This window comes from Streptomyces sp. NPDC058145 (assembly GCF_042884245.1).
Lineage (GTDB): Bacteria > Actinomycetota > Actinomycetes > Streptomycetales > Streptomycetaceae > Streptomyces.
On the sequence record NZ_JBHVUH010000001.1, the window covers coordinates 728,330 to 751,623 of the forward strand.

Below are 23,294 nucleotides of genomic sequence, written 5' to 3' on the forward strand. Positions count from 1 at the left end.
CCGTAGTGATCGACCGACCAACGGAGTCCCCGTGTCGCTGCCACCCCTGGTCGAGCCAGCCTCTGAGCTCACCGTAGACGAGGTCCGCCGGTACTCCCGCCACCTGATCATCCCCGACGTGGGGATGGACGGGCAGAAGCGGCTGAAGAACGCCAAGGTGCTCTGTGTGGGCGCCGGCGGCCTGGGCTCGCCGGCGCTGATGTACCTGGCCGCTGCGGGCGTCGGCACGCTCGGCATCGTGGAGTTCGACGAGGTCGACGAGTCGAACCTGCAGCGCCAGATCATCCACAGCCAGGCGGACATCGGCCGCTCCAAGGCCGAGTCCGCGCGTGACAGCGTCAAGGGCATCAACCCGTACGTGAACGTGATCCTTCACGAGGAGCGGCTCGAGGCCGACAACGTGATGGACATCTTCAGCCAGTACGACCTGATCGTCGACGGCACGGACAACTTCGCGACCCGCTACCTGGTCAACGACGCGTGCGTGCTGCTCAACAAGCCGTACGTGTGGGGTTCGATCTACCGCTTCGACGGCCAGGCCTCCGTCTTCTGGTCCGAGCACGGCCCCTGCTACCGCTGCCTCTACCCGGAGCCCCCGCCCCCCGGCATGGTCCCCTCCTGCGCCGAGGGCGGCGTGCTGGGCGTGCTGTGCGCGTCCATCGGCTCCATCCAGGTCAACGAGGCCATCAAGCTCCTCGCCGGCATCGGCGAGCCGCTAGTCGGCCGCCTGATGATCTACGACGCCCTGGAGATGCAGTACCGCCAGGTCAAGGTCCGCAAGGACCCGGACTGCGCGGTCTGCGGCGACAACCCGACCGTCACCGAACTCATCGACTACGAGGCCTTCTGCGGCGTCGTCTCCGAGGAGGCCCAGGCGGCGGCGGCCGACTCGACGATCACTCCCAAGCAGCTCAAGGAGTGGATCGACGACGGCGAGAGCATCGAGATCATCGACGTCCGCGAGCCGAACGAGTACGAGATCGTCTCCATCCCCGGCGCCCGTCTGGTCCCGAAGAACGAGTTCCTCATGGGCACCGCCCTGGAGAGCCTCCCGCAGGACAAGAAGATCGTCCTGCACTGCAAGACGGGCGTCCGCAGTGCGGAAGTCCTCGCGGTCCTGAAGTCCGCGGGCTTCTCCGACGCGGTCCACGTCGGCGGCGGCGTGATCGGCTGGGTCAACCAGATCGAACCGGACAAGCCGGTGTACTGAGCACCCCTTTCGCCGATCGGCGACCACACCCGAAGCCCACGGCTCTGACCAGCTCAGATGCCGTGGGCTTCGGGGGTTTTCGGGCGGTGTGCGGTGGGCGTGGCACTCTCCCGGGGGCGAGTGCCACGCCCACCTGTTCAGCGGGAACGCGAGTCAGCGTTCACCGGCTTGGGGAGATGGTCAGCGGTCGCCGCGGTGGTCACGGTCGCGGTGGTCGCGGTCGCCGCGGTGGTCACGGTCGCGGTGGTCGCGGTCGCCGCGGTGGTCGCGGCCCCAGGAGGCGTCGTCGACGAAGCGGCCGTGGTCGTTGCGCAGGGTCGCCGTGTCGGAGCGGTCCCAGACGGACCGGTTGCGGTCCTGGAACACGTCGCTGCGGGTGTCGTGGCCGTAGCCGGTGTGGACGCGGACGGTGCCGCGTCCGGCCAGCCGGTAGTGGTGGAAGGTGTAGGTGTGGCCGTCCCTGTCGGCCAGGGTCCAGCCGCTGAGGTTGACCGGGCGGCGCGAGTTGTTGGTGACGTCGACCCACTCCCGGTTCAGGGCGCGGTTGGAGCGGTCGTCGCGTCCCGGGGCGTCGTACCGCACGCTGCTGATGTAGACGGCGTCACGGTGATGCCGGCCGGGGTGGTGGTCGGCGGCCGAGGCCGGCAGGGCCACGGCTCCCACGGCGGCGGCCGACACGGCGGCGACAGCGGTCATGCGACGCACGGATGCGGAAACGGTCACGAGGATCCCCCTACAGGAGTCCATAGCACCCCCCTTACGGGTCTGCGGACGCAAGAACGCCGCAGGCCAGTGGTGGTGCGTTGTACGAGTGGCGACCGGCTGGCCGCGCACTCACACTGTGCAAGCCGTGCGCCCGGTTTGTGGGGGAGATGTGCGTGGCATTACGGGTTCAACATATTCCTGTGACTCTCTGCTGCAACGTCCATGTATGACTCCAACACACCGAATTGAACTTTCGTCAGGAAAACGGCCGCTTCAGTACTGGCCTGTCCGGCTCGCGATGCCGGCCCGCCGTCCTGCCGCACCACGCCTGGGTCACCCGAAAGTGAGTAACAGGAACCACCCCGACCGATCGGACTAGTCCGTTCCGGCACGGTCGTGTCCCGTGCCGGAACGCCTCTTCCCGGCTCCGCCGGCCGTCGTCAGGAACAGACCTTGCCGTCCTTCGGCACCCTTCCGTCGAGCAGGTAGGCGTTCACCGTCGAGTCGACGCAGTCGCTGCCGTTGCCGTACGCCCCGTGGCCCTCGCCCTTCCAGGTGAGCTCGACACCGACGCCCTTGCCCAGCTCGTCGGCCATCCTGCGGGCGCCCTCGTAGGGGGTCGCCGGGTCCCTGGTGTTGCCGACGAGCAGGATCGGCGCCGCACCCGGTGCGCTCACAAGCGGGGTGTCGTACTGCCCGGCCACCGGCCAGTCGTGGCACCAGCCGGCCGTGTCCCAGCCGAGGTAGTCCCCGAAGACCGGCGATATCCGCTCGAACTCGGGCAGTAGCCTCTTCGTCCGGGCGAGCGTGGGCCGCTGCTTGTCGTCCAGGCACGATATGACCCGCTGGGCGTGGCTCCTGGTGCCGTAACGCCCGGAGGAGCCCCGCTCGTTGTACTGGTCCGCGAGTGCGAGGAGCTTCGAGCCGTCGCCCTGCTCGGCCGACTTCAGCGCACTGGTCAGTCTGGGCCAGCCGGCCTCGCTGTACAGCGGCAGGATGATGCCGGTGAGGGCGAGCGTCTGGGTCAGCTTCCGTCCGGACGCGGTCGGCAGGGGTCGGGCGTCGATGCTCTTCAGCAAGGCCGCGATCTTCCGTGTGCCCTGTTCCGGGTCCTGACCGGTGGACCTCAGGTAGTCCTCCAGCGCCCGCTGGAAGCCTCGCGTCTGGTTCTTCGCGTGGCCCACCGTGTCCGCGGTCGCATCCACCACCGCGTCGAGGATCATCCGGCCGACGCGCTTGGGGAACAGGTGGGCGTAGACGCCGCCGAGTTCGGTGCCGTAGGAGATGCCGAAGTAGTGCATCGTCCGGTCGCCCAGCACCTGCCGGAGCAGATCCATGTCACGTGCGGTGTCGGTGGTCGAGACGTGCGCCAGCAGCCGGCCCGCGGCCCGTTGGCATCCCTTCCCGAAGTCGGCGGCGTCCTGGAAGTACGCCTTCTCCTCGGCCGGACCGTCCGGCGTGGCGTCCACGGCCTCGGCGGCCTCGATGTCCCGGTCGCTGCGGCAGCGCACGCCCTCACTGGCGCCGACCCCGCGCGGATCGAAGCTCACCAGGTCGTAGCGCTCGCGCAGCGTGGGGACGGTGGCGCCGTAATACGGCATCATCGGCACGCCCGAGCCGCCGGGGCCGCCGAAATTGAACAGCAGAGAACCGATCCGGTCGTTTCCGGTCGCCCGCGCCCGGATCAGCGCGAGGCCGATCGTCGGACCGCCGGGCTTGGACCAGTCCAGCGGCACCTTGAGCGTGGCGCACCGCCATTCGTCGCCCGGCGCCGCGGAGTTTTCGGTGGCCCCGCACCGGTGCCAGTCGGGCTGTTGCGAGGTGAGCGAGGCGGGCGGGTTCGCCGGGGACGGCGCCGCCGTTGCCGAAGCCGGGCCGTTCCGTCCGGCCGGGTCCGTCCCCTTGCCCTCGTCATGGCTCCCGCCCGAGCCACCGCCACCGCACCCCGCCACCAGCAGCGCCGCGGCCACCCCGGCCGTCCACCGCAGAACCCGAAGCATGCGCACCCCCCTCGCAGGCCCTCCGCGTCGTGCCGCGGCAGGCGTTCACGTCATGGTAGGCGGCTGGCCGCAAGCCCGTGACGGGCTGTGGATAACCGCCTGACCTGCATGTTCGTCGAGGTGTGCGGGTTCTTCAGGAACAGACCGTGCCGGCCTTCGGTACCTTCCCGTCCAGGAGGTATCCGTTCACCGCGCTCTGCACGCACTTGTTCTTGCTGTCGTACGCCCCGTGCCCCTGGCCCTTGTACGTCAGCTCGACACCGACGCCCTTGCCGAGCGCGTCCACCATCTTCTTCGCGCCCTCGTACGGGGTGGCCGGGTCGCCGGTGTTGCCGACGACGAGGATCGGCGCCGACCCCGGTGCGCTGACGTCGGGATGGTCGGCGGCGCCCGGTACCGCCCAGTCGGTGCAGCTGAGCATGCCCCAGGCCAGGTAGTCCCCGAACAGCGGGGAGACGGCCCGGAACTGCGGCACCCTCTGCCGGACCTCGTCAGCGGTGTAGCGCGGTTTCTCGTCGGCGCAGTTGATGGCGATGTTCGCCGCGGTGATGTTGCTGTACTCGCCGTTCTCGCTGCGCCCGTTCATCGAGTCGGAGAGCAGCATCAGGATCCTGCCGTCGCCCTCGTACGCCTGCTGCAGCCCCTCGGTGAGGTACTCCCAGAAGTCCTTCGAGTACAGGGCCTGCGCGATGCCGTTGGTCGCCGCGGTCTGGGTGAGCTGCCGCGGGAACGCACCGGGGATCGGCTTCTTCTCCAGGTCCTTGAGCAGTTTGGCGATGCGGTCCTTGACGTCTTGCGCGGTGTCGCCGATCGGGCAGTCCTCGGTCTTCGACGTGCAGTCCTCGGCGAAGTTGTCGAGCGCCAGCTGGAACCCCTGGGCCTGGCCGAGCGCGCTCTGTTCGGGGTCCTTGGTGGGGTCGACGACCGCGTCCAGGACCGCGCGGCCGACGTGCTTGGGGAACAGGTGGGCGTAGACGCCGCCGAGTTCGGTTCCGTAGGAGATGCCGAAGTAGTACAGCTTGTCGTCGCCGAGTACCTGGCGCATCAGGTCCATGTCGCGGGCCGCGTCGGTGGTGCGCACGTGCGGCAGGATCCTCTTGGAGTGCTTCTCGCAGTTCGCGTTGAACTCCTTGGTGCGGTCGACGAGCTGGGTCTGCTCGGCGCTGTCGTCGGGTGTGGCGTCCTGCTGGAAGTACTGGTCGAGCTGGGCGTCGCTCTCGCACTCCACCGGCACGCTCCGGCCGACTCCGCGCGGGTCGAAGCTCACCAGGTCGTACCGGGTGTTCAGGGTGGCGTAGTCCTGGCCGAACGCGGGGAGCGTGGTGACGCCGCTGCCGCCGGGGCCGCCGAAGTTGAAGATCAGCGAGCCGATCCGCTTGCTCGCGTCGCCGCTCGCCTTGGCGCGGATCAGGGCGATGCCGAAGGTGTTGCCCTTGGGCTTGCTCCAGTCCACGGGCACCTTCATGGTGGCGCACTGCCACTGGGTGCCGTCCGGCAGCGGGGACGGGGAGGAGCCCCCGCCCTCCGCGGCGGACGGGGTCGGGCAGTCCTTCCAGTCCAGCTTCTGCGCCGTCAGGTCCCCGTTCCCGGCTCCGTCGCCGCACCCGGCCAGCAGGGCGGCCAGCAGCACGGCGCTGGTGGTCAGGGCAGCGGCACGCAGCCTGGAGGGGTTCGCCATGCTCCCATCGTGCGCGCGTGCGGGCCGGGGCGCGCGGGGCACGGGCCGTACGAGCTACGGTCGGCCCCGATCCGTAGAGCTACGACCGACCCCCGCTCCGTACGAGCTACGACCGGGCCCCGGTCCGCGGGAGAGCGCCTACAAGGCGCCCTTGCGGGTGAGCTGGTTGAAGGCGAGCCAGCCGGGCAGCACCGGCAGCCACAGCGTGAGCAGCCGGAACAGCAGGACGGCCGGTGCGGCGACCTCCTTGGGGAGGCCGACGGCGATCAGGCCGAGCGTGAGGCTCGCCTCGACCGCGCCGACGCCGCCAGGGGTGGGCGCCGCGGAGCCGAGCGCGTTGCCGGCGAGGAAGACCACGGCCACGCTGGCGATGCTCAGCGAGGTCGATCCGTCGCCGAAGGCACGGATGGAGGCGTCCAGGCACATCACGAAGCAGGCGGTCAGCAGCAGCATGCCGCCGATGCCGGTGACGAGTTTCTGCGGCCGCTGGAGCACGTCGAGCATGCGCGGTACGACACCGGCGAACAGCGACCTCACGCGCGTGACGACGAACTTCCGCAGGAACGGCACCGAGGTGGCCACCAGCACCAGCACCGCCACCGTCAGCAGGCCGGCGATGACCGTCCGGGACGGCGACAGCGACGGCGTCTTCTCGGTGCCCGTCAGGTAGCCGAAGGACAGCAGCATCAGGATGTGGCAGCCGAGCCCGAACAGCTGCGAGGCACCGACGCTGGCGACCGCGAGCCCCGGGCGCACCCCGGCGCGCTGCAGGAAACGCGTGTTGAGGGCCACCCCGCCGACCGCCGCCGGCGCCACGATCTTCACGAACGATCCCGCGACCTGGGCCCCCACGGTCCTCGGGAACGGCACCCGCTCCGGTACGAATCCCAGCAGCGCCATCGCGGCGGCCACATAGCTGAGCGCGGAGAAGAGCACCGCCGCCAGCACCCAGCCCCACTGGGCGTTGGCGATCAGCGGACCGAACTCGATGTGGGTGAGCTGCGTCAGCAGGAAGTACGCGCCGATCGCGCCGGCGATGAAGCTGATCAGCGTGCGCGGCCGCACCCGCTCCAGGCGGGCCGGCTCCACAGGAGCCTGGGGCCTGATCCGGAGCACCTCGTGCCGGATCTGGGTGAGCAGGTCCTCCTCGCGGGCCTCGTCCAGGGCCTCGTCGATGGCCCGCTTCTCGGCCCGCTGTTCGGCCCGGACCGTCTTCTTGTCGGGCTTTCCGGGTGCGGGGCCGGCCGTCGCTGAGGCCTCCTCCGCCCGGGCCTGCTTGGCCTGCCGGGAGGCCTCGAGCACCGCCTCGCGTTCGCGCTGGGCCCGCTCCCGGCCGAGGCGGCGCAGCGTCGCGCGCGTGGAGCGCGTCAGGGCGATGGGCTGCAGCATCGGCAGGCAGTCCGCGACCGCGTCCGGGCCGAGCACACCGACGGCCGAGGCCACCGCCCGTTCGGCGCCCGCCCGCAGGCCGAGCGTGGTGATCAGCTGGGCGACGTCCATGCGCAGCAGCAGGTCACCGGCCGCGATCTCGCCGCCGCGCAGCTCGGTGAGGATCACCCTGCCGGAACGATCCACCAGAATCGCGTCACCGGCCAGCCTGCGGTGTGCGATCCGCCGGGACTGCAGCGCCTGCGCCTGACGCCAGGTGTTGCGCAGCAGCTCGTCCGTGATCTCCTCGTCCGCCAGGGAGTCCAGCGTGCGCCCGCCGGTGTGCTCGTAGACGAGCATGACCGCGTCCGGACCGAGCTCGGAGGTGGCGATCAGCTTGGGCGCGTTGGCGCCCGCCGCGATCGCCGCGTACGCCAGCAGTGCCTCCTGCTCCAGGGCCTGGCGCAGCGACTGCAGGCTGGAGCGGGTGGCGAAACCACGCAGGGTCAGGTTGCGCCAGGCCCGGTAGAAGAAGCCCTGGGCCTGCTGCTCCCGGTCGACGACCGTGACGTCCAGCGGACGGCCGTCCTCCAGGGTGACGAAGTAGCGCCGGCCGCGGTCGCCGTTCTCCGACTCCACCGTCTCCTCGCGGGCCGCGGCGACCGGGTGGAAGCCGACGTGCCTGAGGCCCGCCATCAGCGTCTGCCCGGTGGGGCGGACGTTCGGCGAGCCGACCGCGTACAGCGTGCCGTAGGCGACGGTCCAGCCGATCAGCACGGTCAGGATGATCGAGAAGGGCGTCGTGTAGCCGGTGACGAGCATCGAGAACGCGTCGAGCAGCAGCACGATCCACAGCACCGCGCGCCACCGGGGTCTGCGCGACATCCCGACGGCCGTCATGTAGGCGATGACGGGCGCGAGATAGCCGTGCACCGGGTCGGTCAGGGCGTGGATGTCGCCGGGCGAGGGCTGGGTGAGCGCCTCCTGGATGGAGCCGGGTGCGGCCCGGGCCACCCACAGGTCCGTGGCGAGGGTCACTCCGTGCGCGAGGACGGCCGCGAGCACGCCGTCGGCGATCCGCAGCCCGTCCCGTTTGATCAGCCGTTCGATCGCGAAGGCGACCGGGACCAGCAGGATCGCGATGCTGGAGGCCAGCCCCGCGATCTTGATCAGCAGGTCCGGGGCCTGCCCGGTGCCCTTGTTGATGTCCTGTTCGAGGCCCGAGGTGGTGCCGTGCGCGAACGCGGCGACCGCGAGCAGCACGACGATGGCGAGCACGCCCACGAGCAGCCGCATGAGGTCGGAGGGACGGTGCACGCGCGCGGGAAGCAGCGGTTCGTCACCCTCCACCTCCTCCGGGTGGGCACCGTCACCGGAGCCCTCGCCCGGCTGCGGGGCACCGGGGGACGTCCCCTCGGCGGCCTCCGCGTCGTTCTCACGCGCGCGTGTGGCGTCCTCGCGCGTGCCCTCGTCGGGCACGGCGCCGCCGTCCTGGGCCGCCGCGCCGGTCCCCTCCTGGCCGGAGGTGGCGGCGTCGGGACGCGCGGACGCGTCAGGGGTGCCCGCCGCGCCTTCGGGGTGCACACCCTGCTGCTTCATCGTCTCTTCTTGGTCTCGTATCACCGGTCACCGCCCGCACGATGGTGGCATGCCCCACCGGCACTCGCGGGCATCAGGGTGCAGATGCGGGGTCGGACAGTCTGCCGGAAGCGCCGCCCGAGGGCGAGAGGCCCGCCCCCGGCCTTCCGCGCCGCGTTGTCGGTGGGGTGCGGCAGGATGGGGCGAATGAGCGAGCGGAGCCCTGCCGAGGACACCCGGGACGGATGCGAGGACGCGCTGCCGGAATACGCGGAGCGGGTCCTCGAGGTCGCCGAGCTGATCCCGCCGGGGCGGGTCATGACATACGGCGATGTCGCCGAGTGGCTGGAGGAGGGGGGACCGCGCCAGGTCGGCCGGGTGATGTCCCTCTACGGGGGCACCGTCCCGTGGTGGCGCGTGGTCCGCGCCGACGGCGTGCTGCTGCCCGGCCACGAGCTCGGCGCGCTCGCCCACTACCGGGCGGAGGGCACCCCGCTCAAGGCGGCGGGCAGGAGCGCCGAGGGCCATCTGCCGCGTCTCGACATGAGACGGGCGCGATGGGACGGCGGTACGGGCACGGACGGTCACACCTGACAGCTTCCGCCATCGGATGCCCCCGAGGGGAATCGGTGGCCCGTACGAGGGACACGGGGGACGTCCGTTGCATGACGTACGTTCGTTAGCCGAGGGACGCGCGTGACATCGGGGCCCCGAGGGGCCCGGGTGCCACGAGGGAAGAAGCGGAAGCCCTGCTTCAGTCCGATGGGGCGGCGTAGCGTCGCCTGCACGTGTCCCCCTCCCCCCGCGGCCACCGCCTCGCACGCGTGACCGCCCGCCCACCAGCACAACCACCAGGACCGGCGAACCACGTGAGCTCCTCCTCCACCACCAGCCGTCTGCCGCACCCTCCGGTGCGGCAGGGGAACCGTGGCGCCTACCGGCTGGTCCGTATCCCGCCTGCCGAGCCCGATCCCCCTCGTCTGGACGCCGCCCAGCGCGCCGTGGTTGACCATGGCACCGGACCGTTGCTCGTCCTCGCCGGACCCGGCACCGGGAAGACCACCACCCTCGTGGAGTCCGTGGCCGCGCGCATCGCCCGCGGCGCCGACCCCGAACGCATCCTGGTGCTGACGTTCAGCCGCAGGGCCGCCGTCGACCTGCGCGACCGCATGGCCCTGCGCATCGGCGCGGCTCGCGCGCCCCGGGCGACCACCTTCCACTCGTACTGCTACGCCCTGCTCCGCGCCCATCAGGACAGCGGTCTGTTCGCGGAGCCGCTGCGCCTGCTCTCCGGACCCGAGCAGGACGTCACCGTCCGCGGGATGCTCGCCGGGCAGCCCGATCTGGAGCGGCTCGGCCTGAACCACGTGCGCTGGCCCGACGAGCTGCGCGCCTGCCTGACCACCCGCGGCTTCGCCGACGAGGTCCGCGCCGTCCTCGCCCGCAGCCGTGAGCTGGGCCTCGGCCCCGGCGCCCTGGACGCCTTCGCCCGCCGCATCGGCCGCCCCGACTGGCGTGCCGCCGCCGCGTTCCTCGCCGAGTACCTCGACGTCCTCGACCTCCAGGGCGTCATCGACTACGCCGAACTCGTCCACCGCGCGGTGCTGCTCGCCCACCGCCCCGAGGTCGCGGCCCGGCTCGCCGCCCAGTACGACGCCGTGTACGTCGACGAGTACCAGGACACCGACCCGGCCCAGGTACGCCTCCTGCACGCCCTGGCCGGCGGCGGCCGCACCCTGGTGGCCTTGGGCGACCCCGACCAGTCGATCTACACGTTCCGGGGCGCCGACGTGAACGGCATCCTGGACTTCCCGGCGGGCTTCCCGCGCGCGGACGGCCGACCCGCACCCGTCGAGGTGCTGCGCACCGCCCGTCGCTCCGGCGCCGCCCTGCTGGCCGCCACCCGCCTGATCACCCGGCGCATGCCGCTGACCCGGCTGCCCGCCGAGAAGGTGCGCGCCCACCGGGAGCCCGAGGCCGTACGCGACGGCGGCCGGGTCGAGGTCCACACCTACCCGACACCCGGCACGGAGACGGACAACATCGCCGACATCCTGCGCCGCGCGCACCTGGAGGACGGCGTCCCCTGGAGCGACATGGCCGTTCTCGTACGCGCCGGCTCCCGGAGTATCCCGACGCTCCGCCGGGCCCTGACCGCGGCGGGCGTCCCCCTGGACGTCGACGGCGACGACCTGCCGCTGCGCCACGAGCCCGCGGTGGCACCCCTGCTCACCGCCCTCAGGACGGTGGCCACGGCCGAGTCACGGCCCCCGGGGCAGGAAGCCGAGGCAGGGCCCGCGGGAGAGGCAGCCGAGGCAGGGCCCCCAGGGGAGGAAGACGAGTCACGGTCTCCGGGAGAGGGAGCGGCCGACGAGGAGCGCGACGTCCGCTGGCTCGACGCCGAGACCGCGCTCACCCTGCTCGCCTCCCCGCTCGCAGGCATGGACACCGCCGACCTCCGCCGCCTCGGGCGCGCCCTGCGCGAGGAGGAACGGGCCGCCGGGAACCCGCTGCCGGCGCCCTCCGACGAACTGCTCGCGCGGGCGCTCGCCGAACCCGAGCGTCTCGTCGTCCACGATCCGGCCTACGCGCGCGGGGCACAGCGTCTGGGCGCGCTGCTCCGCACGGCCCGCGAGCGCCTCGCCGCCGGCGGTACGGCCGAGGAGGCGCTGTGGGACCTGTGGCAGGGCACGCCCTGGCCCAGTCGGCTGGAACGCGCCGCCCGGCGCGGCGGCGCGGCCGGCCGCAACGCCGACCGCGACCTGGACGCGGTGTGCGCGCTGTTCGCCACCGCCGCGCGCGCGGAGGAGCGCATCGGCGGCCGCGGCGCCCTGAACTTCCTGGAGGAGATCGAGGCCCAGGACATCGCCGCCGACACCCTCACCCGCCGGGCCGTCCGCCCCGACGCCGTCCGCCTGATGACCGCGCACCGCGCCAAGGGCCTGGAGTGGCGGCTCGTCGTCGTGGCGGGCGTCCAGGAGGGACTGTGGCCCGATCTGCGCCGCCGCGGCTCCCTGCTGGAGGCCGACCGCATCGGCCGCGACGGCCTCGCCGAACCGCTCACCCCGGGCGCGCTCCTCGCCGAGGAACGCCGCCTGTTCTACGTGGCCGCCACGCGCGCGCGTGAACGTCTCGTCGTCACCGCCGTGAAGGCACCGGCCGACGACGGTGACCAACCCTCCCGATTCCTGACCGAGCTGGGCGTCGAACCGCGGGACGTCACCGGCCGCCCCCGCCGGCCGCTGTCCGTGGCCGCGCTCGTCGCCGAGCTGCGCGCCACCACCGTCGATCCGGGCGCGTCGGCCGCGCTGCGGGAAGCGGCCGCGCGCCGCCTGGCCAGGCTCGCCGCCCTCGCCGACGAGGACGGCCGGCCCCTGGTGCCGTCCGCCCACCCCGACCGCTGGTGGGGCATGTTCGAGCCGACCGAGAGCAAGGCGCCGCTGCGCGACCGCGACCAGCCCGTCGTGCTCTCCGGCAGCGCTCTCGACCAGCTCGCCAACACCTGCGCCCTGCAGTGGTTCCTGGGCCGCGAGGTGAAGGCCGACGCGCCCGCCACCGCCGCCCAGGGCTTCGGCAACGTCGTCCACGTCCTGGCCGACGAGGTCGCCTCCGGCCGCAGCCCCGCCGACCTCGACGTCCTGATGGAACGCCTGGACTCGGTGTGGAACGCGCTCGCCTTCGACGCGCCCTGGAAGTCGGCCCAGGAGAAGGACAACGCGCGCGCGGCCCTCGAACGCCTCCTGAACTGGCACGTCCTGGACCGCACCGGCCGCACCCCGGTGGCGAGCGAGCAGGACTTCGACATCACCCTCGCGGCGGGCGACTACCAGGTCCGCATCCGCGGCCAGATGGACCGGGTCGAGGCGGACGGCGAGGGCCGCGCCTACGTAGTGGACTTCAAGACCGGCAAGCAGGCACCCAGCGCCGCCGATGTGGCCCGCCACCCGCAGCTCGCCGTCTATCAGCTCGCCATCCGCGAGGGCGCCGCCGACGGCGCCTTCGACGGCGTACGCCCCGAGGCCGGCGGCGCCGAACTGGTGCACCTGCGACAGGGCGCAGCCAAACGCGACGGCGGCGAGACCCTGCCCAAGGTGCAGACCCAGGAGCCGCCCGCGGGGGAGTGGGTCGGCGACCTGCTGGCCACCGCCGCCGGGAAGGTCCTCGACGAACGCTTCACGCCCACCACCGGCCAGCACTGCACCCACTGCGCGTTCCGCGCCTCGTGCAGCGCCCGTCCGGAGGGGCGGCACGTGGTGGAATGACCTCTCACGAGGCAGCGTGACGCACGGCACCACACGCGCTGACCTGCTGTTCTTCCTGTCCGGGTGGCCGAGGCGTCCGCAGTTGTCAGTGCCCGCCGCTAGCCTCTGACGACATGCCCGCCCGTATCACCGACCCCGAGCAGCTCAAAGAGCTCCTCGGCATCCCGTTCACCCCGGAGCAGACGGCCTGCATCACCGCGCCGCCCGCCCCGCAGGTGATCGTGGCCGGAGCCGGCTCGGGCAAGACCACGGTGATGGCTGCCCGCGTCGTCTGGCTGGTCGGCACCGGCCAGGTCGCCCCCGAACAGGTGCTCGGCCTGACCTTCACCAACAAGGCCGCGGGCGAACTCGCCGAACGCGTCCGCACGGCGCTGATCAAGGCCGGTGTCACCGACCCCGACGCCCTCCCGTCGCCCGGCCGGCTCCCCTCGCCGACGGCGCCGCCCGCCGATCCCGCGTGGCCGGACCCGGACAACCCACCGGGCGAGCCCGTCATCTCGACCTACCACGCCTTCGCCGGCCGGCTGCTGACCGACCACGGCCTGCGCATCGGGCTCGAACCCACCTCCCGGCTGCTCGCCGACGCCACCCGCTACCAGCTCGCCGCGCGCGTACTGCGCGAGGCCCCCGGCGCCTACCCCGCGCTCACCCGCTCCTTCGCCGACCTCGTCAGCGACCTGCTCACCCTCGACTCCGAACTCGCCGAACACCTCGTCGACCCCGAGGAACTGCGCGCCTGGGACGCCGGCCTGCTGCACACCCTGGCCGACGCCAAGCTGACCAACGCCGAGCTGCGCAAGGTCCCCGAAACCGCGGCCGCCCGCCGCGAACTGGCCGGCCTCGTCCTGCGCTACCGGGCCGCCAAACGCGAACGCGACCTGCTCGACTTCGGCGACCAGATCGCGCTGTCCGCCCGCCTCGCCGGCGTCCCCGAGGTGGGACGCCTGCTGCGCGAGGAGTTCCGCGTCGTGCTCCTGGACGAGTACCAGGACACCTCCGTCGCCCAGCGCGTCCTGCTGTCGGGCCTGTTCGGCGGCGGCACCGGCCACCCCGTGACCGCCGTCGGCGACCCCTGCCAGGCCATCTACGGCTGGCGCGGCGCCTCCGTCGCCAACCTCGACGACTTCCCCGAGCACTTCGCCCACCGCGACGGCCACCCCGCCACCCGCCAGGCGCTCAGCGAGAACCGCCGCAGCGGTGGCCGCCTCCTCGACCTCGCCAACGGCCTCGCCGAACCGCTCCGTGCCATGCACGCGGGCGTGGAGGCCCTCCGCCCCGCCCCCGGTGCCGAGCACGACGGCACGGTCCGCTGCGCCCTGCTGCGCACCCACGCCGAGGAGACCGAATGGATCGCCGACTCCATCGCCCACCTCGTCCGCACCGGTAGGGCGCCCGGCGAGATCGCCGTGCTGTGCCGCACGGCCACCGACTTCGCCGAGATCCAGGGCGCCCTCGTCGCCCGTGACATCCCCGTGGAGGTGGTCGGCCTCTCCGGGCTGCTGCACCTGCCCGAGATCGCCGACCTCGTCGCCGTCTGCGAAGTCCTCCAGGACCCCGGAGCGAACGCCTCCCTCGTCCGCCTCCTCACCGGCCCGCGCTGGCGCATCGGCCCCCGCGACCTCGCCCTCCTCGGCCGCCGCGCCCGTCTGCTCGTCGCCCACGCGCGTGCGGACGGCACCGACGACCCCGACCGCAGGCTCGCCGAGGCCGTCGAGGGAACCGACCCCTCCGAGGTGATATCGCTCGCGGACGCCCTGGACACGTTCCTGGAGTCACCTCTGCACGAGGACGGGCGGGACGACGACGCACTGCCCTTCTCCCCGGACGCGCGCGTGCGCTTCGCCTACCTCGCCAGAGAGCTTCGTGATCTGCGCCGCTCCCTGTCCGACCCGCTCATGGACGTCCTGCACCGTGTCCTCGCCGTCACCGGCCTGGAGGTGGAACTGTCCGCCTCCCCGAACGCGCTCGCCGCGCGCCGCCGCGAGACCCTGTCCAACTTCCTCGACATCGCCGCCTCCTTCGCGGCCGGCGACGGCGAGGCCACCCTGCTGGCCTTCCTCGGCTACCTGCGCACCGCCGCCCAGTACGAGAAGGGCCTCGACAACGCCCTGCCCGGCGGTGAGAACACCGTCAAGGTGCTCACCGCGCACAAGTCCAAGGGCCTGGAGTGGGACGTCGTGGTGGTCCCCGGACTGGTGAGCGGCACCTTCCCGAGCGCCCAGGGCCGCGAGAAGTGGACCGCGCAGGCCAAGGTGCTGCCGCACGTCCTGCGCGGTGACACCGACACCCTGCCCGACATCGGCTCCTGGGACTCCCGGGGCATGAAGGCCTTCCACGAGGCCATGAAGGAACACCAGCACACCGAGGAACTCCGCCTCGGATACGTCACCTTCACGCGCCCCCGCTCCCTGCTCCTCGGCTCCGGCCACTGGTGGGGGCCCAGCCAGAAGAAGCCACGCGGGCCCTCCGACTTCCTCCAGGCCCTGCACGACCACTGCGCCGCCGGCCACGGCGAGATCGAGGCCTGGGCCGACGAGCCCGCCGAGGACGAGGAGAACCCCGCGCTGCACACGGCCGGCGCCGAACAGGCGTGGCCGCTGCCGCTGGACGACACCGCCCTGGCCCGGCGCCGCGCGGCCGCCGAGACCGTCCGCGCCCACCTGGACGCCCTGGCCACCCGGCAGCACACCCGGCCGCCCGCCGACCACGACCCCGGCACCTTCGACGACCCGGACTGGCCGACGCCACCGGACGACGAGGACTTCCCGTACCCGGACGACGAGGACTTCCCGTACGAGGAGGAGATCCGGTACGGCGAGGACCCGTACGACGACGACCTGCCCTACGAGGCGGAGTCCCCGTACGACGAGCACGCACCCTCCCCGGAGGAGCCCGGCGGCCGGGACTCCTGGACCGCCGAGCGGCCGGCCGTCCCCCACCAGGCGTCCGCCCCCGACGAGCGGACCCACCGCCGCGGGCACGCGCACCCCGCCGAACCGGCGCATCCCGCGTCCCGCATCCCGGACGAGACTCGCGTCACACCCGAGGAATCCCGCGCCATCGCGTCCTGGGACCGCGACCTCGACGCGCTCACCGGCGAGCTGCTGCGTGCCCGCCGCGGCATCACCGACGTCCCCCTGCCGGCCACCCTCACCGCGACCCAGCTGATGCGCCTCGCCCAGGACCCCGACGGGCTCGCACAGGAACTCGCGCGCCCCATGCCACACCCCCCGCAACCCGCCGCACGCCGAGGCACCCGCTTCCACGCATGGGTCGAAGCCCGTTTCGAGGAACTCACCCTGCCCATCCTCGAACCGGACGAGCTGCCCGGCGGCGAGGCCGAGATCACCGACGAACGCGACCTCGAAGCCCTCAAGGAGGCCTTCGAACGCACCGAGTACGCCCACCGCACCCCCTGCCGGATCGAGGCCCCCTTCCAGCTCACGCTCGCCGGCCGAGTCGTACGCGGCCGCATCGACGCCGTCTACAAGAACGGCGACGGCGACCGGGCCACCTACGAGATCGTCGACTGGAAGACCAACCGCGCCCACACCGCCGACCCCCTCCAGCTCGCCGTGTACCGGCTCGCCTGGGCCGAGCAACAGGGCGTGCCGCCCGATTCCGTCACGGCCGCCTTCCTGTACGTGCGCACCGGCGAGGTGGTACGCCCCGAGGCCCTGCCGGACCGCGCCGCCCTGGAACGGCTGCTCACCGACGATCAACCGGACCACCCGCGAGAGGCAGCCGAGGGCACCCGAGTGTGACGTACGGCCCGCCGAGGATGCCCCCGCGGGCCGATAGGCTCGTGAGCATGAGCCAGACCCCGGACAGCGCCGTCCGCACGTACATCGAAGAGCACCGCGCCGCCTTCCTCGACGACCTCACCGCATGGCTGCGCATCCCCTCCGTGTCGGCCCAGCCCGACCACGCCCCCGATGTACGGCGCAGCGCCGACTGGCTCGCCGCCAAGCTCAAGGCCACCGGCTTCCCGACCGCCGAGGTCTGGCCGACCCCGGGCGCCCCGGCCGTCTTCGCCGAATGGCCCTCCGGCGACCCCCAGGCGCCCACCGTCCTCGTCTACGGCCACCACGACGTGCAGCCCGCCGCCCTCGAGGACGGCTGGGACAGCGAGCCCTTCGAGCCCGTCGTCCGGGGAAACCGCCTCCACGCGCGCGGGGCCGCCGACGACAAGGGCCAGGTGTTCTTCCACACACTCGGTGTCCGCGCCCACCTCGCCGCCACCGGCCGCACCGCCCCCGCGGTCAACCTCAAGCTGCTGATCGAGGGCGAGGAGGAGTCCGGCTCCCCGCACTTCCGCGACCTCGTGGAGGAGCGCGCCGAACGGCTCGCCGCCGACGCCGTCATCGTCTCCGACACCGGCATGTGGTCCGAGGACACCCCGACCGTCTGCACCGGCATGCGCGGCCTCGCCGAGTGCGAGATCCGCCTGTACGGCCCCGACCAGGACATTCACTCCGGTTCCTTCGGCGGTGCCGTACCCAACCCGGCCACCGCCGCGGCCCGACTGGTCACCGCCCTGCACGACGAGCACGCGCGCGTGGCCGTCCCCGGCTTCTACGACGGCATCGTCGAGCTGACCGACCGCGAACGCGAGCTGTTCGCCCAGCTGCCCTTCGACGAGGCGACGTGGCTGCGCACCGCCAAGTCACGCGCCACCCACGGCGAGGCCGGGCACACCACCCTGGAACGCATCTGGGCCCGCCCCACCGCTGAGGTCAACGGCATCGGCGGCGGCTACCAGGGCCCCGGCAGCAAGACGATCATCCCGTCCTCCGCCACGGTGAAGCTCTCCTTCCGCCTGGTCGCGGGCCAGGACCCCGACCACATCGAGAAGGCCGTCCGCGTCTGGGTTGCCGAGCAGCTGCCCGCCGGCATCCGGCACGAGATCGACTTCGGCTCCGCCACCCGCCCGTGTCTGACCCCCCTCGACCACCCCGCACTGCAGTCCGTGGTCCGCGCCATGAGCCGCGCCTTCCAGGGGCCGGTCCGCTACACCCGCGAGGGCGGCTCCGGCCCCGCCGCCGACCTCCAGGAGGTCCTCGGCGCCCCCGTCCTCTTCCTCGGCATCTCCGTCCCCTCCGACGGCTGGCACGCCCCCAACGAGAAGGTCGAGCTCGACCTCCTCCTCAAGGGCGTCGAGACCAGCGCCTACCTGTGGGGCGACCTCGCCGAGAACTGGCGGCACGCCCCCTGACCGGCAAGCGCCGTACGGGACGGCACCGCGCGCGGGGCACACTGGAAGAACCGCCCGCACGCCCCGCCCGCGCCCGGCCCGGTGCCCTCACGCCCCACGCCCGCCGAACCGCCCGCCGAAACGAACCGTTGCACCTTGCACTGGGGGAGTTGGAAGCACCCGTGACCACCTGGACCGACCAGACCGCCGACCGCCCCATCTCGCTGACCGCCCCGAGCGGCATCGACCGCGCCGCCCACCACCGGCTCGACGAAGCCTGGCTCGCGGCGGCGTGGAGCCACCCCACGACCCGCTGCTTCGTGGTCTCCGGCGGCCAGGTGCTCATCGACGAGACGCCCGACGGCCGCACCGAACTCGTCATGACCCCCTCCTTCGAGGCGCCGCTCACCGAAGCCCACCGCTACTTCCTCGGCAACGACGAGGAAGGCGTCAGCTACTTCGCGCTCCAGAAGGACGCCCTGCCCGGCCGTATCGACCAGTCCGCGCGTCCGGCGGGCCTGCGCGAGGCCGGACTTCTGCTGTCGCCGAGGGACGCGGGCCTCATGGTGCACGCCGTCGGCCTGGAGAACTGGCAGCGCACCCACCGCTTCTGCTCCCGCTGCGGCGAGCGCACGGTCATCGCCGCCGCCGGCCACATCCGCCGCTGCCAGGCCTGCGGCGCCGAGCACTACCCGCGCACCGACCCGGCGGTGATCATGGCCGTCACCGACGAGGAGGACCGGATCCTGCTCGGCCGGCAGGTCCACTGGCCCGAGGGCCGCTTCTCCACGCTCGCCGGTTTCGTCGAGCCCGGCGAGTCCATCGAGCAGTCCGTGCGCCGCGAGGTCTTCGAGGAGGCCGGCGTCAACGTCGGCCCGGTCGAGTACGTGGCCAGCCAGCCCTGGCCCTTCCCGTCCAGCCTCATGCTGGGCTTCATGGCCCGTGCCACCTCCACCGACATCACCGTCGACGGCGACGAGATCCACGAGGCCCGCTGGTTCTCCCGCGAGGATCTGCGCACGGCCTTCGAGACCGGCGAGGTGCTGCCGCCCTACGGCATCTCCATCGCCGCCCGCCTGATCGAGATGTGGTACGGCAAGCCGTTGCCGACGCGGAGCGTCATCTGAGACATGAGACAGGGCGGCCCCCGAGTGATCGGGGGCCGCCCTGCTGTGTGTCTCACCGCGGAAACCCGCGGAGCGTCACGCCGCCAGCTTCTGCTTCACCTGGGCCAGCGACGGGTTCGTCAGCGTCGAGCCGTCAGCGAAGCGCACGGTCGGGACCGTCTGGTTTCCGCCGTTCGCCTTCTCCACGAAGGCGGCGGACTCCGGGTCCTGCTCGATGTTGATCTCGGTGTACGCGATGCCCTCGCGCTCCATCTGGCTCTTCAGTCGACGGCAGTAGCCACACCAAGTCGTGCTGTACATCGTCACAGTGCCCTGCATGTCTCTCGCGCTCCTCAGGCAGCTCGGGGAAGGACGTCCAGGGGAAGAACGTAAGGGATGGGGCGGGCATTCCCCGCCCGGGGTCCCGGTCGCGGTGCGCCGGGGGCCGCCGCTCCCGCCCTCGCCTGTGACGCCTGCCGCATTGGTACGACCGCGGGCCCCCGCCTGTGGACAACCGGCACAGTGGTCCCGGGCGACCTGGCAGCATGGCCATGTGACAGCAGCAACGCACTCCACCCTCTTCCCGCAGGTACCGGGCACAGCCGACGCGGTGCTCGAAGGGCTCGACCCCGAGCAGCGCGAGGTGGCCACCGCCCTGCACGGCCCGGTGTGCGTCCTGGCCGGAGCGGGCACCGGCAAGACCCGGGCGATCACCCACCGCATCGCCTACGGGGTCCGGGCAGGCATCCTCCAGCCGTCCAGCGTGCTCGCCGTCACCTTCACCAACCGCGCCGCGGGAGAGATGCGCGGGCGCCTGCGACAGCTCGGCGCCCAGGGTGTCCAGGCCCGCACCTTCCACTCCGCGGCACTGCGGCAGCTCCAGTACTTCTGGCCGAAAGCCGTCGGCGGCTCCTTGCCCCGGCTCGTCGACCGCAAGATCCAGCTCGTCGCCGAAGCGGCCGCCGCCTGCAACCTCCGCCTCGACCGGGGCGAGCTGCGGGACGTCACCGCCGAGATCGAATGGTCCAAGGTCACCCAGACCGTTCCCGCCGACTACGCGTACGCGGCTGCGAAGGCAGGCCGGGAGGTCCCGCGCGACCAGGCGGAGATCGCCCACATCTACGCGGCCTACGAGGACCTCAAGCGGAACCGCGCGGTCATCGACTTCGAGGACGTCCTGCTGCTGACCGTCGCCGTCCTCCAGGACCGGCACGACATCGCCGAACAGGTACGCGCCCAGTACCAGCACTTCGTGGTCGACGAGTACCAGGACGTCAGCCCCCTCCAGCAGCGGCTCCTGGAACTCTGGCTCGGCGACCGCGACAGCCTCTGCGTCGTCGGGGACGCCAGTCAGACGATCTACTCGTTCACCGGAGCAACGCCCGACCACCTCCTCGACTTCCGTGCCCGCCATCCACGCGCCACGGTCGTCAAGCTGATCCGTGACTACCGCTCCACCCCGCAGGTCGTCCACCTCGCCAACGGCCTGCTCACCCAGGCCCGCGGCCGCGCCGCCGACCACCGGCTGGAACTGGTCTCCCAGCGCGCCCCCGGTCCCGAGCCCGTCTACAGCGAGTACACCGACGAGCCCGCCGAGGCCGAAGGCGCCGCCCGGCGTATCCGGGAGCTCATCGACGCCGGCGTCCCGGCCTCCGAGATCGCCGTCCTGTTCCGTACGAACTCCCAGTCCGAGACCTACGAGCAGGCCCTCGCCGACGCGGGAGTCCCCTACCAGCTGCGCGGCGCCGAACGCTTCTTCGACCGGCCCGAGGTCCGCAAGGCGGGCGTCGCCCTGCGCGGCGCGGCCCGCTTCGGCGGCAACGACTCCCTGCTGGACGACGTCGTCGACCTGCCCTCACAGGTACGCGCCGTGCTGTCCGGAGAGGGCTGGACCAGCACACCCCCGGCCGGGTCCGGTGCCGTCCGGGAGCGCTGGGAATCCCTGGCCGCCCTGGTCAACCTCGCCCACGACTTCTCCGCCGCCCGCCCCGGTGCCACCCTCGGCGACCTCGTCGCCGAACTCGACGAGCGGGCGGGTGCCCAGCACGCCCCGACCGTCCAGGGCGTCACCCTGGCCTCCCTGCACGCGGCCAAGGGCCTTGAGTGGGACGTGGTCTTCCTCGTCGGCATCGCCGAGGGCATGGTGCCGATCACCTATGCCAGGACCGACGAACAGATCGAGGAGGAGCGCCGCCTCCTCTACGTCGGTGTGACCCGTGCCAGAGAACGGCTCCACCTCTCCTGGGCCCTGTCCCGCGCACCGGGCGGACGGCCCAGCCGCAGGCCCAGCCGCTTTCTCGACGGCCTGCGCTCCGGAACAGCCGCCACCGCCGGCCGCACCGGCTCCGGCGCCGGCGGAGGCATCGAGCGGGGCGCGGCGGTCCGCACCCCGGCCGTCCCCCGGCGCACCCAGCGAACCGTGGCCCGCTGCCGGGTCTGCGGCCGCACCCTCACCGACGCCGGTGAGATGAAGCTGATGCGCTGCGAGGACTGCCCCTCGGACATGGACGAAGGCCTCTACGAGCGGCTGCGCGAATGGCGTGCGGTCCAGGCGGAGCGCAGCGGGCAGCCGGACTTCTGCGTCTTCACCGACCGCACCCTGATGGCCATCGCCGAGGCACGGCCCGAGGACCCCGCGGGACTCTCCCGCATCCCCGGTGTCCGCGCCCGCAAGCTGCAGCGCTACGGAGCCGATGTTCTGGCCATCTGCGCAGGCCAGGAGGTCGGGACGGACGAGGGGCGTGACTGATGCGAACTCGTCGGAAAAATAGTTTGCGCATGCCCCGGCAATCCCCATAGGTTCTAGGCACGGAAGCGGCGGCCTTCTCCAAGGCCCTGACTCCGTGTTGTACTTGCATATCCGAATGGATCGGTTCACCCCGGTCCTCAAGACGCCGAGAGGAGGCGAGTCCAGTGATCAGCATCGAAACCAACATCAGCACGGCCAAAATGACCGATCGCTCGGCCGTCTCCACGTGCATGCTCGGCGCCTCGAACCAGGGCACCGGTCTGTCCGGCATTCGTGCCGTCCGTCCGGCGTCCTCCCCTGCTCTCGCGGTCCTTCCCGTCCGTGAGCGCAATGAGCGACCGACGAAGGCACTGGAAGCGGTAGTGGCACAGGCACATGCCTATGCCTTTGCGGCGGCCGGTGCCGGATTCCGGAAGCAGACGACGCAGCACCACCTGATGTGGGCCTTCCGTGGGCCAGAACCCTGGAGTGATCCAGCCTGATCGCCGATCAGGCCGGCGCCTTCAGGGCCGCGGAACCCCACCCGGGATCCGCGGCCCTTCTGTTTTCCCCGAACGGGGACGACGGAGCGAAGGGGCCTCGGGACAGGAACTGAACCCGGTACCAAGCCGACGCCCGGTCAACCGGCCGGAACGACCAGACGAGGAAGACCGAATCGTGCAACTCGAAGCGCACGCCCCGTCCGTACCGCCTTCACGAACGATCCCCCCGCCCGGCCTCACGGAGGACTCCACCTTGATCCCGCTCACCGCGCTCACCGCGCTCGACGACGCCATCGAGAACCTCGGCGTACCCGTCCCCTGCCGTTCCTACGACCCCGAGGTCTTCTTCGCCGAGTCGCCGGCCGACGTCGAGTACGCCAAGTCCCTCTGCCGCACCTGCCCGCTGATGGAGGCGTGCCTCGCCGGTGCGAAGGAGCGGCGTGAGCCCTGGGGCGTCTGGGGTGGCGAGCTGTTCGTCCAGGGTGTCGTCGTCGCCCGGAAGCGGCCGCGTGGCCGCCCGCGGAAGAACCCGGTCACAGCATGAACACCGCCGGAACCATCGACCGTCCCCTCACGCACGACCCCAAGAAGCAGGCCCCGATGAAGCCGTCCGCCAGCGAGCCCGCAGGCTCCGCGACCCCAGACTTCACCACCACCGGCGCGAACGACTCGCGTCAGAACAGGACCCGAGAGATGCAACTCATCCCAGAAGCCCTGGCTCGTGCGCATATGCACGACCTGCTGCACGGCGCCGAGCAGGAACGCCGGGCCGTGCGCCTGGCGACCGCCCGCCGTATGCAGCGCCGGGCGGAGCGCGCCTCCATGCGCGCTCGCCGTGCGCTGGCCATGGCCGTCATGCAGTGATCCAGCACACCTGAAGCGGTGGCCTCCCGGTACCGGGAGGCGAAGCCTTCACCGGGGGCCGGTCCGTCCGAACGGACCGGCCCCCGCGGTGCGTTGCG

15 protein-coding genes are annotated in these 23,294 nt (G+C 72.2%); 10 read left to right on the top strand and 5 right to left on the bottom strand.

The genetic code is table 11. The annotated features are described in order from the left end of the window. The first annotated feature begins 31 nt into the window (after positions 1 to 31). Entirely contained in the window at positions 32 to 1,210 is a 1,179-nt protein-coding gene (gene moeZ / locus ACFVVO_RS03420; RefSeq protein WP_390051278.1) for an adenylyltransferase/sulfurtransferase MoeZ, read from the top strand. Positions 1,211 to 1,390: 180 nt separating this feature from the next. Here the strand turns inward: moeZ and ACFVVO_RS03425 are convergent, their stop codons facing one another. The 4 genes from ACFVVO_RS03425 to ACFVVO_RS03440 form a co-directional block, all read right to left on the bottom strand. Then, positions 1,391 to 1,906, bottom strand: coding sequence for a lamin tail domain-containing protein (locus ACFVVO_RS03425; RefSeq protein ID WP_390051279.1), 516 nt, complete (start codon positions 1,904 to 1,906; stop codon positions 1,391 to 1,393). A gap of 449 nt (positions 1,907 to 2,355) precedes the next feature. Beyond that, positions 2,356 to 3,915 (bottom strand): alpha/beta hydrolase, encoded by a 1,560-nt coding sequence (locus tag ACFVVO_RS03430; RefSeq protein ID WP_390051280.1) that lies wholly within the window; start codon positions 3,913 to 3,915, stop codon positions 2,356 to 2,358. A gap of 133 nt (positions 3,916 to 4,048) precedes the next feature. Further along, a complete protein-coding gene (locus ACFVVO_RS03435) occupies positions 4,049 to 5,593 on the bottom strand; it encodes an alpha/beta hydrolase (RefSeq protein ID WP_390051281.1) in 1,545 nt (514 codons plus the stop codon). A gap of 138 nt (positions 5,594 to 5,731) precedes the next feature. Continuing rightward, positions 5,732 to 8,560 carry a lysylphosphatidylglycerol synthase domain-containing protein gene (locus ACFVVO_RS03440; protein WP_390051282.1) on the bottom strand — a complete coding sequence of 943 codons (2,829 nt, stop codon included), beginning with the start codon at positions 8,558 to 8,560 and terminating at the stop codon, positions 5,732 to 5,734. Between the two features lie 186 nt (positions 8,561 to 8,746). Between ACFVVO_RS03440 and ACFVVO_RS03445 the strand changes: the two genes are divergently transcribed. From ACFVVO_RS03445 to nudC, 5 genes are all read left to right on the top strand, one after another. Next, positions 8,747 to 9,133, top strand: a complete 387-nt coding sequence (locus ACFVVO_RS03445) for an MGMT family protein (RefSeq protein ID WP_390051283.1) — start codon at positions 8,747 to 8,749, stop codon at positions 9,131 to 9,133. A 275-nt stretch (positions 9,134 to 9,408) separates the two neighbouring features. After that, positions 9,409 to 12,801: an ATP-dependent helicase gene (locus ACFVVO_RS03450; protein ID WP_390051285.1), complete on the top strand. Its 3,393-nt coding sequence runs from the start codon at positions 9,409 to 9,411 to the stop codon at positions 12,799 to 12,801. 113 nt (positions 12,802 to 12,914) lie between these two features. Then, positions 12,915 to 16,565: a UvrD-helicase domain-containing protein gene (locus tag ACFVVO_RS03455; protein WP_390051286.1), complete on the top strand. Its 3,651-nt coding sequence runs from the start codon at positions 12,915 to 12,917 to the stop codon at positions 16,563 to 16,565. A 47-nt stretch (positions 16,566 to 16,612) separates the two neighbouring features. Continuing rightward, on the top strand, positions 16,613 to 18,016 hold the full coding sequence (locus ACFVVO_RS03460) for a dipeptidase (RefSeq protein WP_390051287.1): 1,404 nt from the start codon (positions 16,613 to 16,615) through the stop codon (positions 18,014 to 18,016). A gap of 161 nt (positions 18,017 to 18,177) precedes the next feature. After that, positions 18,178 to 19,122 (top strand): NAD(+) diphosphatase, encoded by a 945-nt coding sequence (gene nudC, locus ACFVVO_RS03465; protein ID WP_390051289.1) that lies wholly within the window; start codon positions 18,178 to 18,180, stop codon positions 19,120 to 19,122. Positions 19,123 to 19,197: 75 nt separating this feature from the next. Here the strand turns inward: nudC and ACFVVO_RS03470 are convergent, their stop codons facing one another. After that, complete coding sequence (locus ACFVVO_RS03470) at positions 19,198 to 19,440, bottom strand: mycoredoxin (RefSeq protein WP_390051291.1); 243 nt, start codon at positions 19,438 to 19,440, stop codon at positions 19,198 to 19,200. Positions 19,441 to 19,654: 214 nt separating this feature from the next. Between ACFVVO_RS03470 and ACFVVO_RS03475 the strand changes: the two genes are divergently transcribed. The 4 genes from ACFVVO_RS03475 to ACFVVO_RS03490 all read left to right on the top strand — a co-directional run bounded on the left by ACFVVO_RS03475 (position 19,655) and on the right by ACFVVO_RS03490 (position 23,196). After that, positions 19,655 to 21,850, top strand: coding sequence for an ATP-dependent DNA helicase UvrD2 (locus ACFVVO_RS03475; protein WP_390051293.1), 2,196 nt, complete (start codon positions 19,655 to 19,657; stop codon positions 21,848 to 21,850). A gap of 200 nt (positions 21,851 to 22,050) precedes the next feature. Next, entirely contained in the window at positions 22,051 to 22,332 is a 282-nt protein-coding gene (locus ACFVVO_RS03480; RefSeq protein ID WP_390051585.1) for a hypothetical protein, read from the top strand. A 175-nt stretch (positions 22,333 to 22,507) separates the two neighbouring features. After that, complete coding sequence (locus tag ACFVVO_RS03485; protein ID WP_250403421.1) at positions 22,508 to 22,876, top strand: WhiB family transcriptional regulator; 369 nt, start codon at positions 22,508 to 22,510, stop codon at positions 22,874 to 22,876. After that, positions 22,873 to 23,196 carry a hypothetical protein gene (locus ACFVVO_RS03490; RefSeq protein WP_390051295.1) on the top strand — a complete coding sequence of 108 codons (324 nt, stop codon included), beginning with the start codon at positions 22,873 to 22,875 and terminating at the stop codon, positions 23,194 to 23,196. Before ACFVVO_RS03485 ends, ACFVVO_RS03490 begins: the two co-directional genes overlap by 4 nt. Positions 23,197 to 23,294: the final 98 nt, after the last annotated feature.

What these genes read in the sequence shown, in the direction of transcription:
- ACFVVO_RS03425 (WP_390051279.1), bottom strand. Translation starts at nt 1,906, where the DNA reads ATGACCGCTGTCGCCGCCGTGTCGGCCGCCGCCGTGGGAGCCGTGGCC.
- ACFVVO_RS03430 (WP_390051280.1), bottom strand. Translation starts at nt 3,915, where the DNA reads ATGCTTCGGGTTCTGCGGTGGACGGCCGGGGTGGCCGCGGCGCTGCTG.
- ACFVVO_RS03435 (WP_390051281.1), bottom strand. Translation starts at nt 5,593, where the DNA reads ATGGCGAACCCCTCCAGGCTGCGTGCCGCTGCCCTGACCACCAGCGCC.
- ACFVVO_RS03440 (WP_390051282.1), bottom strand. Translation starts at nt 8,560, where the DNA reads ATGAAGCAGCAGGGTGTGCACCCCGAAGGCGCGGCGGGCACCCCTGAC.
- ACFVVO_RS03445 (WP_390051283.1), top strand. Translation starts at nt 8,747, where the DNA reads ATGAGCGAGCGGAGCCCTGCCGAGGACACCCGGGACGGATGCGAGGAC.
- ACFVVO_RS03455 (WP_390051286.1), top strand. Translation starts at nt 12,915, where the DNA reads ATGCCCGCCCGTATCACCGACCCCGAGCAGCTCAAAGAGCTCCTCGGC.
- ACFVVO_RS03460 (WP_390051287.1), top strand. Translation starts at nt 16,613, where the DNA reads ATGAGCCAGACCCCGGACAGCGCCGTCCGCACGTACATCGAAGAGCAC.
- ACFVVO_RS03470 (WP_390051291.1), bottom strand. Translation starts at nt 19,440, where the DNA reads ATGCAGGGCACTGTGACGATGTACAGCACGACTTGGTGTGGCTACTGC.
- ACFVVO_RS03480 (WP_390051585.1), top strand. Translation starts at nt 22,051, where the DNA reads ATGACCGATCGCTCGGCCGTCTCCACGTGCATGCTCGGCGCCTCGAAC.
- ACFVVO_RS03490 (WP_390051295.1), top strand. Translation starts at nt 22,873, where the DNA reads ATGAACACCGCCGGAACCATCGACCGTCCCCTCACGCACGACCCCAAG.